Consider the following 12,737-nt stretch of genomic DNA (forward strand, 5'->3'; position numbering starts at 1 on the left):
AGGAGTACGGATGTGCTCCTGCCTGAAAGGAGCGCATCGCCATGAGCCTGGACCTTCAACTGGAGATGTTGGACGAGTGGGGCTATGTGTTGCTCCCCGGTGTGCTCGAACCCTTGCGTATCGCCTTGTTGCGCTGCGCCATCGATGACCTGCAGCCCATCCACTGGGATTACCAGGGGCTGTTGGAACACTACAAGTGCGTGTTCAACCGCAACCCGTTGTGGTTGCCCTTTCTCGACCTGCCGCCGCTGATTGCCCTGGCCGAAGCGGCATTGGGCGCCGACTGCCATGTGATCGGGCAAACCGCCTGGCGCAGCCACCCGGGCTACCCCGGCATGGCCCTGCACCTGGACCATCTGCCCATGCAGTTGCCCGATTGGCTCAGTGAGCGTGGTGACTTCACCCAGCCCGCGCAGATCCTGACTGCGCAGCTGTACCTCAGCGATATCGACCATCACATCGGGCCGACCTGGGTTGTACCGGGCAGCCACCGTGCGGCGCGGCCACCGCGGGCTGGCGAGCAACACTGGCAGGGCCATGAGGCCCAGCCGGTGCTGTGCAAGGCAGGGGACGCGCTGGTGTTTCGCAGCGATGTCTGGCACAGCGGCGGGGCCAACTGCACCCAGTCACGCGAGCGCGACATGCTGCAAGTGCATTACGGCCGGCGCATGGTCGCGCAGAAGTTTTCGCCGTACCTGAACTGGCGTTTCAACCCTCAGGTGCTGGAGGAGGCCACACCCAGGCAAAGGCGTCTGCTGGGCGAACACGAAGAAGCGGAATACGACTGAGTCCTGCTGTTCGGCAGGCTAGAGGCTGGCAGACGGAATTAGCCAATAGTGGCAACTCGCTTTCAACTTTCTGGTTATCTGGTCGATAATCAGAAAAGTATTACTTCGCGTGACCGGTCCGGATGCAACCGGTCACCGCATAAGATCGAGGGGCCCAAGCCCCCACTTGCCGTGTAGACCATCAGGAGAAGTCATTGATGAAAACCCGACTAGCAGCTTCGCTGGCTGCTGCAGTGCTGGCCTTTGCCGGAGCGAATCTGGCCCAGGCAGCGCAGGTGACCGGCGCCGTTGGCGCCACTGGCCAAGGCGACATGACCTACCGTATTGGCCTGTCGTTCGACTGGGACAAGAAATGGCTGGAGAGCAGCACCGGTTATCTGACCGGATACTGGGATGCGGCCTACACCTATTGGGAGGGCGGTGAGGCCAGTGGCGCGCACTCGCTGTCGTTCAGCCCGGTGTTTACCTATGAATTCAGCGGTTTTACCTATACCCCGTACATCGAGGCCGGCATTGGCCTGGCGGCGTTTTCCAAGACCGACGTGGGCGACCAGCGCCTGGGCTCGGCGGTCAACTTCGAAGACCGCATCGGCTTTGGCCTGAAATTGCCGGGAGAGCAGAAGGTGGGGATCCGCGCGATGCATTACTCCAACGCGGGGCTCAAGCAGCCTAACGACGGCATCGAGTCGTACTCGCTGTTCTACAGCAAAGGGTTCTGAGACCGGGGGCCGCTTTGCGGCCCATCGCGACACAAGGCCGCTCCCACAGGTATGCGCCTGACTTCTGTGGGAGCGGCCTTGTGTCGCGAAAGGGCTGCGAAGCAGCCCCGGCAATTCAGAAGGTATACGAAACCCCAGCCTGCACCGTCCGCGGCGCTCCTGGGTAGGCGTAGAAGTTGAATGCTCCCTCGTCGTATTCCTTGTTGAACAGGTTCTTCAGGTCCAGGTTGAGGCGGATGTTGTCGTTGACCTTGTAAAAGGCCAGCAGGTCAACAACGGTGTACTGGTCCATGTTGTAAGTCACTGCCTCGGTCTGGCCATTGCGGTCATCGACGTACTTCACCCCAACCCCCAGCCCAAGGCCTTTGGCCAGTCCGTCCTGGAATTCGTAGGTGTTGAGCAGGCTGAAGCTGTTCCTAGGAATGTTCGCCAGCCGGGTGCCAGTGGGCAGGCGGTTGTCCTTGGTCACTTCAGCGTCGACGTAGGCGTAGCCACCGATCACCCGCCATTCTGGCGTGACATTGCCGGCGATGTTGATATCCAGACCACGGCTACGTACTTCGCCAGCGGCAAGGTTGTAGTTGGGGTCCGCCGGGTCGCGTGTCAGCACATTTTCCTTGACGATGTGATAGATCGCCGCGTCAACGCTCAGCTGACGGTCCGGCGCTTCCCATTTCATACCCAGTTCGTACGACTTGCCTTTCTCCGGGTCGAAGCCCGAACCTTGCAGGCTGGCGCCGCTATTGGGCTTGAACGAACGGGCGGTGTTGGCATAAACGGCGACAGAGTCGGTCAGGTCGTAGATCAGGCCAAAGCGCGGGGTGACGCCGTTCTCGCCTTTGCTGAAGTCGCGGTTCGCGGGCCGCTTGTCGTCGTAATCATGCTCGAAACGCTCGAAGCGTACACCTGCAAGTGCCTTCAAGCGCTCCGTCAGGGCCACCTGGTCCTGGATGAAATACGCCCAGGTCTCGAGCTTCTCGCTGTCCCAGGTAGTTGGTACCGCTGCCAGCTCCGGCCTCGGCTGGCCTAGTACCGGATTGTAAATATCGATCGTGTAGGGCGCGGTGGAACGGCGAATGATCGAATTGTAATGGTAGTTCTCGTACTCGACGCCGGTCAGCAGGGTATGGCTGAACGCACCTGTATCGAAATGCCCGGTGAGGTTCAACTGCCAGTCGCGGTCGGTCCACTCCAGCTTGCGGTAATTGAAGTTGCGCTGCAGGGTACGGCCATCTGCTGGGGCAATGGTGGCCTCTACAGCATTGCCTTTGAGCGAGCCATCGAGATACTGGAAGCCTCCACCCAGCGTCCAGTTATCGTTGAGCAGGTGTTCGAAGCGCACCTGAGCCATGTTGTTGTCATTGTGCAGCAGGTTGTCGCTGCCTTTCTCCCAGATGTAGGTATCGCGTGAAGCGCTGCCGGCCTGGGTCGGGTAGCGGGTCAAGCCACGGTCCAGCGGGTGGTTGTTGCGCATGAAATCACCCTCGAAGACGATCTTCGTACTGTCGTTGACCTGCCAGCTGAGCACCGGCGCCACGTCATAGCGCTCGCTTTCAACGTTGTCGCGGAAGCTTTCGCCGCCTTCGCCCAGCAGGTTCAGGCGGTAGGCCAGCGAGCCGTCCTGGTTCAGCGGCCCGGTAGCGTCCAGGGTTGCGCGGTGCATGCCCTGGTCATCGAACTGGCTGCCCAGGGTGACCTTGGATTCCGGCAGCGGCTGCTTGCTGACCACGTTGAAGGTGCCGCCGGGGTCGCCACGGCCATACAGGCTGCTGGCCGGGCCACGGATCACCTCCAGGCGCTCGACCGTGTTGGCGTCCGGGGCGTTGGGGTAGCCGCGGTTGATGGGGAAGCCGTTGCGGTAAAACTCGCCGGTGGTGAAGCCGCGCACGGTGAAGGTGGTCAGGCCCTGGCCGCCGAAGTTGTTGGCGCGCCCGACACCGCCGGCGTAATCCAGGCCGTCCTGCAGGCGGGTGGCGCCAGTGTCCTGCAGGACGTCCTTGGGCACCACGCTGACCGATTGCGGGGTCTCATGCAGCGCGGTGTCGGTGCGGGTGGCGCTGGCCGAGCGGGTGGCCTTGTAGCCGTCGACCGGGCCATCGGCACGTTCGCTATCAGCACTGCTGGTAATGCTCAGGGCCTGGAGTTCGATCTGGGCGGGGGCGCCGAGCGGCTCGGGCTCGGCAAAGGCCAGCGGGGAGACAGCATGAAGCACACAAAGCGAAACGAACGTGCGACGCATCGACGGGACGATCCTGGAGTAAGGCGCTGAGGGGGAAGGTGGGCAAGCGCCAAGAAACTACTACGAATCATTATCAAATGCATTCTTTTTAAGTGGCACTGGTGTGCCAGGTACCTAAAGGTGAAATCCGAACCGCCGTCTTCGCGGGCAAACCCGCTCCCACAGGGGGGCCACTGGCCTGAGGGCAGTGAGGTACCTGTGGGAGCGGGTTTACCCGCGAAGAGGCCGGTCCAGGTTACCCAGCCTTCAGCGGACCGCCTTGATCGCCAGCACATTGCACAGCGGATGCTCCAGCACATGCGCCGTGGTCCCGCCGAGGAACGTCTGCATGGCGTCGTGCCGGTGGCTGCCCATCACGATCACATCCGCCCGGCTGTGGCCGACGAACTCGGCAATGGCCTTGATCGCTGCCCCCTCCAGGAAGTGCCTGCGCTCCAGCGGAATCTGGTGGTGGTCGCCCAACCGGTTGAACGCCGCCCGCTGCGCGGTCCGCACGCTGCCATCGAAGCCAGGCATGGTCACCGTACCGGCGCCGAAGTCGGCAATGTGGGTCTTGGCCGCGTCGCACACGTGCAGCAGATGCAGCTCGGCATTGCACTGCAGGGCCAAGGCATGGGCGCAGTGGATCACCTGCTCATCCAGGTGCTCGCCAGCGCCATGGCTGTTCAGGTCCACCGCGGCGGCAATCTGCCGGGGCAGGGGCAGGCGGATATCGCTGACCAGGTGCACGGCCACCGGGCTGTCCTTGAGCAACTGCCAGTCCAGTGGCGTTACCAGCAGGCGCTTGAGTACCGGTTCATGCTGCACGTCCTTGATCAGCAGGTCGCAACCCAGCCGTTCGACCCGCTCCAGCACACTGCCCAGCGGGTCGCGGGTCAGCAGCAGTTCGGTAGACACATCCAGGCCGGCGTTGGCCAGTTGTTCGGCTTCGTCCGCCAGCCATTGGCGGTTGTCGCTGAGCAGCCGCTCACGCTCACGGCTATCGCTCATCAAGCCAAAGGTGTCGACATCGTCGACGAACACATTGATATCCAGCAAAGCCCCGCTGGATTCCGCCAACGCCGCAGCGCGTTGCAGCGCCGGCGTGTGGCGCATCTGCGGGCCAAGCATGACGAACAGACGCTTGAACTGGCTCATCTCACACCTCCACGTGTGACAGCCCCCCGGTGATCTGGTCTTGTTCAGTCTAGACCGCGCAGGGCTGCATGAGCACCTGACGGAGGCTGGCGCGGCACGGCGTGTCGGGTATGATGCGGGCCCCATCATTTTCACGAGGCCCGCCCCATGTCCCTGAGTGCTGAACAGATCGGCGAATTCCGCGCCTTTGCCGAGCAGTTGGCCGATGCTGCCGCTGTGGCGATCAAGCCATACTTTCGCGCCAGCCTGGAGGTCGAGGACAAGGGCGGGCGCCTGTACGACCCGGTGACCGTGGCCGACAAGGCGGCCGAGGACGCCATGCGCGAGCTGATCCAGGCCCGTTACCCCGAGCATGGCATCCTCGGCGAAGAAGCCGGCGTGGCAGTCGGCAGCAGCCCGCTTACCTGGGTGCTGGACCCGATCGACGGCACCCGCGCTTTCATCACCGGCCTGCCGCTATGGGGCACGCTGATTGCCTTGAACGACGGCGTGCGCCCGGTGGTCGGGGTGATGAACCAGCCGTTTACCGGCGAGCGCTTTGTCGGCACCCCGGAAGGTGCCTGGCGCAGCGGTACGCCGTTGCAGACCCGCGCCTGTGCCGACCTGGCCTCGGCCACGCTGATGTGCACCACGCCGGACATGTTCGATACCACCGCGCGCAAGGCTGCGTTCGAGGCCGTTGCCGGCAAGGCGCGCCTGATGCGCTACGGTGGCGACTGCTATGCCTACTGCATGCTGGCTTCCGGTTTTGTCGACGTGATCGTCGAGGCGAGCCTGCAGCCGTATGACGTGCAGGCGCTGATGCCGATCATCGAAGGGGCGGGCGGGGTGATTACCGCATGGGATGGCAGCAGCGCGCAGAATGGCGGGTGTGTGGTGGCCTGTGGTGACCCGGCGCTGCATGCACAGGTGGTGGAGATGTTGCGTCACGCCATGTAAGTGTTGTGTCGCCTGTACTGGCCTCTTCGCGGGTAAACCCGCTCCCACAGGTACTGCACGGTTTTCAGGATTTGTGGTGATCCTGTGGGAGCGGGTTTACCCGCGAAGAGGCCGGTACAGGTTTACTATCTTCCCAATCACCGCACTTTTTCCAATTTCCGGGCTCTATGCTTGGCCAGGCCGCTCTGATCCCCGGTGCGGCCGCCGAATATCGACCCGGTGCCGATGGTTGCAAGCAATCCCAATGTCTTCTCCCGCCTGCTGCTGGCAGGCGCCCTCACATGCCTGTGCGCCTGCACCCAGCAGCAGGGTCGCGACATGGTCAACCAGCTCGGCAACGGCAAGCCCAGCGAACTGTTCCAGACCAGCGTCGACCGCCTGGCCACGCTGTCCATGCGCGACAACCTGCAGAGCTTGTACCTGCTGATGAACAAGCTGTACCTGCGCAACCCCAACCAGTGGAAAATGTCCGGTTATGTCGACGCCGCGACTGCCGAGCGGCAGATCCGCATCGCCATCGAACAACGCCAGCCGTTGGCGCAACTGGGCAACCGTCGCGATCTCGCAGCCTTGAGCTATGCCCTGAGCCCCGAGTTTCGCGGTGATCGGGTCGGTGCCTTCATCTACGCCATCGGCAGCATGCTGATCACGGCGCACGGTGGCCGTACCGAGTTCTACATGACCGATACCATCGACCCGCTGTTCGTCAACAACGCCGCGCGCAATATCGAGAAGGCCACCTGGATGTTGAGCCAGCGGCAGGATGCCAATGGCGTGCTGCTGTTGTTCTCCAACGAGATCTCGGAAGAGGGCAGCAACCTGAGTTTTGCGGTGGAGTTCGGCAAGATCGTGGCTCGGCTGGATTTGCTGGCGGAATTGCTGGATGAGCGGTATCGGCGGATTGGTTTGAATTACGCGCAAAGCCTCTTGCTGATGAACTTCCTGCCTGTACAGTGACGTGAGCGGTTCAGGAAAGACCGTTCGATAAACGAACACGGCCACTGTCCCGTCTGTCCGCTATCCGCCCATCCATTCCCAAGGTTGCATTGCCCAACCCCCGCCTTTTTGCTTAAGTGTGCCCATCCACCGGTTGTCGCCTGCCCCCGCGACCCGCAGCCGGCTCGATAGAATGACCGTGACGACCGCAACCACAGCCCACCGGGCCGTAGGACGCGGCGACCAGAACAATAACGATACCGAGTGCCTTGCCTATGGAAAGCCGCCTGCTGAGCGAGCGCAGTAGCGTGTTTCATCACGCCGACCCCTATGCTGTGTCCGATTATGTCAATCAGCATGTAGGCCAGCATTGCATCGGTCTGTCCCGCACCACCCATCCGCAAGCCAGCCTCAGCCACCGCAAGTTCGCCGAACTGGACCTGTGCCGCATCAGCTACGGCGGCAGCGTACGGGTTACTTCGCCGGCGCTGGAAACCATTTATCACCTGCAGGTGTTGCTCAACGGCAACTGCCTGTGGCGGGGGCACAAGCGTGAGCAACACCTGGTGCCGGGCGAGCTGTTGCTGATCAACCCCGACGACCCGGTTGACCTGACCTATTCGGAAGACTGCGAGAAATTCATCCTCAAGGTGCCGACCCGGTTGCTGGATTCGATCTGCGATGAACAGCGCTGGCACCGGCCGGATGGCGGGGTGCGGTTCTTGCGCAACCATTATCGGCTGGAGGAGCTGGACGGGTTCGTCAACCTGCTGGCGATGGTTTGCCACGAGGCCGAGGTAAGCGACTCACTGCCAAGGGTACAGGGCCATTACAGCCAGATCGTAGCCAGCAAGTTGCTGACCCTGATGAGCACCAATATCCGTCGCGAATGCCTGAGCGCCCCTCAAGTGGGCCTTGAGCGCATTCTCGATTACATCGAGCGCAACCTGAAGCTGGAGTTGTCGGCTGAGGTGCTGGCGGAGCAGGCCTGTATGAGCTTGCGCTCGTTGTATGGGTTGTTTGACCAGCATCTGGGCACCACGCCCAAGCATTACGTGCGCCAGCGCAAGCTGGAGCGGGTGCATGCATGCCTGAGCGACCCGACCTGTGGCGTGCGCAGTGTGACGGAGCTGGCCCTGGATTACGGTTTCCTTCATCTGGGGCGTTTTTCCGAGGTCTATCGGCAGCAGTTTGGTGAGCTGCCGTCGCAGACGTTCAAGCGGCGGGGATGACACCCGCCCGCTTGGCCACCTGATATTTCTGCCAGTTGTTTGCATTTCATGCACAACACACCATTTGCCTTATCTCAGGTAAAAGGTGGCAATCATGTCGACTTCATTGCAGTACACCGTTTATGGGCATGATGGATACAGTCAATACCCATCAGTGCTGCGTTTCAGCGGGCAGAGAAAAGAGTCTGCAACAGGCCACTACTTGCTGGGGAATGGATACCGTGCGTTCAATCCGGTTTTGATGCGGTTCCACAGCCCTGACAGCTTAAGCCCAATGGGTGCCGGAGGATTTAATTGTTACGCCTACTGTGCTGGGGATCCCGTTAACAATACGGACCCGAGCGGTCACTTCAAGCTTCCCCGAGTGCAGTTGCAGAGCGTTCGCTCTAAGGCAGGGTTTCACATGCGAAATCCAGAACTCAAAGGAAAAACAACGACCTCTCCAGTTGTAAGCGAACGTGTCGTGGGAACGGTTAATGAGCTGGGCCGTGGTTATGGGGATCAGTTGAGTCACATAATGACATCGGCGGAATGGACTGATCCTCAAATTCTACTGGTGGAAGGCACCACGCAGAAACTGATCAGCAATTATGGAGAAAACTTGAAACGGGAAGCGGGTTGGACAGTCAGCCAAGCTGCAGCACCTATCAGTTCGCAGAGTCGACTAAGCGAGGCAATCCGCGTGCTCGTTCCGCTCTACGAAAAGATGAAGCTCGCCAAAAATACTCCTAGTGCCATCAGCTGGCTACATGACCCCAAACGGGAAATTTCGAACGTACGAGACCCAGGCAAAGCTGGATAGCACTCTGCACAATCCGGATAGTCCCCCGCCAGCCGTCTCCCTAACCTGACCAGGTCTAAACAATAACAAGGGAGACCCTGGCCATGTCCCTGGGATTCGACTACCTCAATGCCTTGCTCGAGGACGACCGTGAAAAGGGCATCTACCGCTGCAAGCGCGAGATGTTCACCGACCCACGCCTGTTCGACCTGGAGATGAAACACATCTTCGAGGGCAACTGGATCTACCTGGCCCATGAAAGCCAGATCCCCGAGAAAAACGACTTCCTCACCCTGACCATGGGGCGCCAGCCGATCTTCATCGCACGCAACAAGGACGGTGAGCTCAACGCCTTCCTCAACGCCTGCAGCCACCGCGGCGCCATGCTGTGCCGGCACAAGCGTGGCAACCGCTCCAGCTACACCTGCCCGTTCCACGGCTGGACCTTCAACAACAGCGGCAAGCTGCTCAAGGTCAAAGACCCCAGCAACGCCGGCTACCCCGACAGCTTCAACTGCGACGGCTCCCACGACCTGACCAAGGTGGCGCGCTTCGAGTCGTACCGTGGCTTCCTGTTCGGCAGCCTGAATGCCAACGTCAAGCCGCTGGTCGAGCACCTGGGCGAGTCGGCCAAGATCATCGACATGATCGTCGACCAGTCGCCGGAAGGCCTGGAAGTGCTGCGCGGTGCCAGTTCGTACATCTACGAAGGCAACTGGAAGCTCACCGCCGAGAATGGCGCCGACGGCTACCACGTCAGCTCGGTGCACTGGAACTACGCCGCCACCCAGAACCAGCGCAAGCAGCGTGAGGCGGGTGACGAGATCAAGACCATGAGCGCCGGCGCCTGGGCCAAGCAGGGCGGTGGCTTCTACTCCTTCGACCACGGTCACCTGCTGCTGTGGACCCGCTGGGCCAACCCCGAGGACCGCCCGGCCTACGAGCGCCGTGACCAGCTGGCAGCCGACTTCGGCCAGGCCCGTGCCGACTGGATGATCGAGAACTCGCGCAACCTGTGCCTGTACCCGAACGTGTACCTGATGGACCAGTTCAGCTCGCAGATCCGCATCGCCCGGCCGATTTCGGTGAACAAGACCGAAATCACCATCTATTGCATCGCGCCGAAAGGCGAGAGTGCCGATGCCCGCGCCAAGCGCATTCGCCAGTACGAAGACTTCTTCAACGTCAGCGGCATGGCCACCCCGGATGACCTGGAGGAGTTCCGCTCGTGTCAGACCGGCTACGGCGGCGGCACCGGCTGGAACGACATGTCCCGCGGCGCTGCGCACTGGGTGGAGGGTGCCGACGAGGCGGCCAGGGAAATCGAACTCAAGCCTTTGCTGTCCGGTGTACGCACCGAGGACGAAGGCCTGTTCGTGCTGCAGCACAAGTACTGGCAGGACACCATGATCCAGGCCCTGAAGGACGAACAGCAACTGATCCCCGTGGAGGCCGTGCAATGAGCCTGTATGAAACCGTGCGCGACTTCCTCTACCGTGAAGCACGTTACCTCGACGATGCCCAGTGGGATCAGTGGCTGGAACTGTACGCCAGCGACGCCAGCTTCTGGATGCCGAGCTGGGACGATGACGACACCCTTACCGAAGACCCACAAAGCGAAATCTCGCTGATCTGGTACGGCAACCGTGGCGGCCTGGAAGACCGCGTGTTCCGCATCAAGACCGAGCGCTCCAGTGCGACCGTGCCCGACACCCGCACCTCGCACAACATCAGCAACATCGAGATCGTCGAGCAGGGCGAAGGTGAGTGCCAGGTGCGCTTCAACTGGCACACCCTGAGCTTCCGCTACAAGACCACCGACAGTTACTTCGGCACCAGCTTCTACACCCTCGACCTGCGCGGTGAGCAGCCGCTGATCAAGGCCAAGAAGGTGGTGCTGAAGAACGACTACGTGCGCCAGGTCATCGACATCTATCACATCTGATCCAGGGTTTTTGCGAGCGCTGCCCGGTGCGTCCTGCGACGCGCCGTGGCCAGGCTCGCCCGCGAGGTGCAACATGAGCTACCAGATCGCACTGAATTTCGAAGACGGGGTTACCCGCTTCATCGAAGCCGCCGGCCATGAAACCGTGGCCGACGCCGCCTACCGCCAGGGCATCAACATCCCGCTGGACTGCCGCGACGGCGCCTGCGGTACCTGCAAGTGCAAGGCCGAGTCCGGCCGCTACGACCTGGGCGACAACTTCATCGAAGACGCCCTGAGCGAAGACGAAGTCGCCGAAGGCTTCGTCCTGACCTGCCAGATGCGCGCCGAGAGCGACTGCGTCATTCGCATCCCGGCCTCGTCGCAGCTGTGCAAGACCGAACAGGCCAGTTTCGAGGCCGCCATCAGCGATGTCCGCCAGCTGTCGGCCAGCACCATTGCCCTGTCGATCAAGGGCGAGGCCCTCAGCCGCCTGGCCTTCCTGCCAGGCCAGTATGTCAACCTCAAGGTGCCAGGCAGCGAGCAGAGCCGCGCCTATTCGTTCAGCTCGCTGCAGAAGGATGGCGAAGTCAGTTTCCTGATCCGCAACGTGCCGGGCGGGCTGATGAGCAGCTTCCTGACCAACCTGGCCAAGGCCGGCGACCGCATGACCCTGGCCGGGCCGCTGGGTAGCTTCTACCTGCGGCCGATCCAGCGCCCGCTGCTGCTGCTGGCCGGTGGCACCGGCCTGGCACCGTTCACGGCGATGCTGGAGAAGATCGCCGAGCAGGGCAGCGAGCACCCGCTGCACCTGATCTACGGCGTGACCAACGACTTCGACCTGGTCGAGCTCGACCGCCTGCAGGCGCTGGCGGCGCGCATCCCCAACTTCACCTTCAGCGCCTGCGTGGCCAACCCGGACAGCCAGTACCCGCAAAAGGGCTACGTGACCCAGCACATCGAGCCGCGCCACCTCAACGATGGCGATGTCGACGTGTACCTGTGCGGCCCGCCACCGATGGTCGAAGCGGTCAGCCAGTACGTGCGCGAGCAGGGCATTACCCCGGCGAACTTCTACTACGAGAAGTTCGCGGCGGCGGCTTGATCCCTTTCATCCGAACATGACACCGCTTCTGTGGGAGCGGGTTCACCCGCGAAGAGGCCAGCCGGTACAGCGGTTTTGTCTTGTCGGACGCATTCGCGGGTAAACCCGCTCCCACAGGGACAGCGGGCAAGTGGAGATTTGCATATGAACAACCGATTCCAAGGCAAGGTCGCCCTGGTCACCGGTGCCGCCCAGGGCATCGGCCGTGGCGTGTGCTGGCGGCTCAAGGCCGAAGGCGCGCAAGTGGTCGCGGTAGACCGCTCCGAACTGGTTCACGAACTGGCCGGCGAGGGCATGCTCACCCTCACCGCCGACCTTGAACAACATGGCGACTGCACCCGGGTCATGGCCAGCGCGGTTGAAGCATTCGGCCGCCTCGACATCCTGGTCAACAACGTTGGCGGCACTATCTGGGCCAAGCCCTTCGAACACTACGAAGTGGACCAGATCGAAGCCGAAGTGCGCCGCTCGTTGTTCCCCACCCTGTGGTGCTGCCATGCCGCACTGCCGTACATGCTCGAACGTGGCAGTGGCGCCATCGTCAACGTCTCGTCCATCGCCACCCGTGGTGTCAACCGCGTGCCCTACGGCGCGGCCAAGGGCGGCGTCAACGCGCTGACCGCGTGCCTGGCTTTCGAAACCGCCGGCCGTGGCATCCGTGTCAACGCCACCGCCCCCGGCGGCACCGAAGCGCCACCCCGGCGCGTGCCGCGCAACAGTGCCGAGCAGACCGAACAGGAAAAGCACTGGTACCAGCAGATCGTCGACCAGACCCTCGACAGCAGCCTGATGCACCGCTACGGCAGCATCGACGAGCAGGTGGGCGCGATTCTGTTCCTCGCCTCCGACGAAGCCTCGTACATCACCGGCGTGACCTTGCCGGTAGGGGGCGGTGACCTCGGCTGAGCGACACCCCAAAGGCAAGAGCTTTCTTTCA

The 12,737-nt window shown here is 62.0% G+C and carries 11 protein-coding genes and 1 pseudogene; 10 read left to right on the forward strand and 2 right to left on the reverse strand.

Annotated features, from left to right (window positions below):
* The first annotated feature begins 41 nt into the window (after window positions 1–41).
* Together J5M71_RS10000 and J5M71_RS10005 are read left to right on the forward strand one after the other, a co-directional pair.
* A complete protein-coding gene (locus J5M71_RS10000) occupies window positions 42–788 on the forward strand; it encodes a phytanoyl-CoA dioxygenase family protein (RefSeq protein WP_207831874.1) in 747 nt (248 codons plus the stop codon).
* Window positions 789–985: 197 nt separating this feature from the next.
* On the forward strand, window positions 986–1,507 hold the full coding sequence (locus J5M71_RS10005) for an acyloxyacyl hydrolase (protein ID WP_207831876.1): 522 nt from the start codon (window positions 986–988) through the stop codon (window positions 1,505–1,507).
* 115 nt (window positions 1,508–1,622) lie between these two features.
* Here the strand turns inward: J5M71_RS10005 and J5M71_RS10010 are convergent, their stop codons facing one another.
* Both J5M71_RS10010 and J5M71_RS10015 read right to left on the reverse strand, forming a co-directional pair.
* Complete coding sequence (locus J5M71_RS10010) at window positions 1,623–3,746, reverse strand: TonB-dependent siderophore receptor (RefSeq protein WP_207831878.1); 2,124 nt, start codon at window positions 3,744–3,746, stop codon at window positions 1,623–1,625.
* A gap of 246 nt (window positions 3,747–3,992) precedes the next feature.
* Window positions 3,993–4,883, reverse strand: coding sequence for a universal stress protein (locus tag J5M71_RS10015; RefSeq protein ID WP_207831880.1), 891 nt, complete (start codon window positions 4,881–4,883; stop codon window positions 3,993–3,995).
* A gap of 147 nt (window positions 4,884–5,030) precedes the next feature.
* Between J5M71_RS10015 and hisN the strand changes: the two genes are divergently transcribed.
* From hisN to J5M71_RS10055, 8 genes and pseudogenes are all read left to right on the forward strand, one after another.
* Window positions 5,031–5,822 (forward strand): histidinol-phosphatase, encoded by a 792-nt coding sequence (gene hisN / locus J5M71_RS10020; RefSeq protein WP_207831882.1) that lies wholly within the window; start codon window positions 5,031–5,033, stop codon window positions 5,820–5,822.
* Between the two features lie 225 nt (window positions 5,823–6,047).
* Window positions 6,048–6,779 (forward strand): hypothetical protein, encoded by a 732-nt coding sequence (locus tag J5M71_RS10025; RefSeq protein WP_207831884.1) that lies wholly within the window; start codon window positions 6,048–6,050, stop codon window positions 6,777–6,779.
* A 254-nt stretch (window positions 6,780–7,033) separates the two neighbouring features.
* Entirely contained in the window at window positions 7,034–7,990 is a 957-nt protein-coding gene (gene benR / locus J5M71_RS10030; protein WP_207831886.1) for a benABC operon transcriptional activator BenR, read from the forward strand.
* Window positions 7,991–8,084: 94 nt separating this feature from the next.
* Window positions 8,085–8,339, forward strand: a pseudogene (locus tag J5M71_RS29250) (RHS repeat-associated core domain-containing protein); the annotation flags it as partial.
* Window positions 8,340–8,875: 536 nt separating this feature from the next.
* Window positions 8,876–10,234, forward strand: coding sequence for a benzoate 1,2-dioxygenase large subunit (gene benA / locus J5M71_RS10040; protein ID WP_207831890.1), 1,359 nt, complete (start codon window positions 8,876–8,878; stop codon window positions 10,232–10,234).
* Window positions 10,231–10,716: a benzoate 1,2-dioxygenase small subunit gene (gene benB / locus J5M71_RS10045; protein WP_025339039.1), complete on the forward strand. Its 486-nt coding sequence runs from the start codon at window positions 10,231–10,233 to the stop codon at window positions 10,714–10,716. Before benA ends, benB begins: the two co-directional genes overlap by 4 nt.
* Window positions 10,717–10,789: 73 nt before the next feature.
* Complete coding sequence (gene benC / locus J5M71_RS10050; RefSeq protein WP_207831893.1) at window positions 10,790–11,800, forward strand: benzoate 1,2-dioxygenase electron transfer component BenC; 1,011 nt, start codon at window positions 10,790–10,792, stop codon at window positions 11,798–11,800.
* 144 nt (window positions 11,801–11,944) lie between these two features.
* Window positions 11,945–12,706, forward strand: coding sequence for a 1,6-dihydroxycyclohexa-2,4-diene-1-carboxylate dehydrogenase (locus J5M71_RS10055; RefSeq protein WP_207831894.1), 762 nt, complete (start codon window positions 11,945–11,947; stop codon window positions 12,704–12,706).
* Window positions 12,707–12,737: the final 31 nt, after the last annotated feature.

The sequence above is a fragment of the Pseudomonas sp. 43(2021) genome, from assembly GCF_017490805.1.
In the GTDB taxonomy this organism is placed as follows: Bacteria; Pseudomonadota; Gammaproteobacteria; order Pseudomonadales; family Pseudomonadaceae; genus Aquipseudomonas.

What these genes read in the sequence shown, in the direction of transcription:
- J5M71_RS10000 (WP_207831874.1), top strand. Translation starts at nt 42, where the DNA reads ATGAGCCTGGACCTTCAACTGGAGATGTTGGACGAGTGGGGCTATGTG.
- J5M71_RS10005 (WP_207831876.1), top strand. Translation starts at nt 986, where the DNA reads ATGAAAACCCGACTAGCAGCTTCGCTGGCTGCTGCAGTGCTGGCCTTT.
- J5M71_RS10010 (WP_207831878.1), bottom strand. Translation starts at nt 3,746, where the DNA reads ATGCGTCGCACGTTCGTTTCGCTTTGTGTGCTTCATGCTGTCTCCCCG.
- J5M71_RS10015 (WP_207831880.1), bottom strand. Translation starts at nt 4,883, where the DNA reads ATGAGCCAGTTCAAGCGTCTGTTCGTCATGCTTGGCCCGCAGATGCGC.
- hisN (WP_207831882.1), top strand. Translation starts at nt 5,031, where the DNA reads ATGTCCCTGAGTGCTGAACAGATCGGCGAATTCCGCGCCTTTGCCGAG.
- J5M71_RS10025 (WP_207831884.1), top strand. Translation starts at nt 6,048, where the DNA reads ATGGTTGCAAGCAATCCCAATGTCTTCTCCCGCCTGCTGCTGGCAGGC.
- benR (WP_207831886.1), top strand. Translation starts at nt 7,034, where the DNA reads ATGGAAAGCCGCCTGCTGAGCGAGCGCAGTAGCGTGTTTCATCACGCC.
- benA (WP_207831890.1), top strand. Translation starts at nt 8,876, where the DNA reads ATGTCCCTGGGATTCGACTACCTCAATGCCTTGCTCGAGGACGACCGT.
- benB (WP_025339039.1), top strand. Translation starts at nt 10,231, where the DNA reads ATGAGCCTGTATGAAACCGTGCGCGACTTCCTCTACCGTGAAGCACGT.
- benC (WP_207831893.1), top strand. Translation starts at nt 10,790, where the DNA reads ATGAGCTACCAGATCGCACTGAATTTCGAAGACGGGGTTACCCGCTTC.
- J5M71_RS10055 (WP_207831894.1), top strand. Translation starts at nt 11,945, where the DNA reads ATGAACAACCGATTCCAAGGCAAGGTCGCCCTGGTCACCGGTGCCGCC.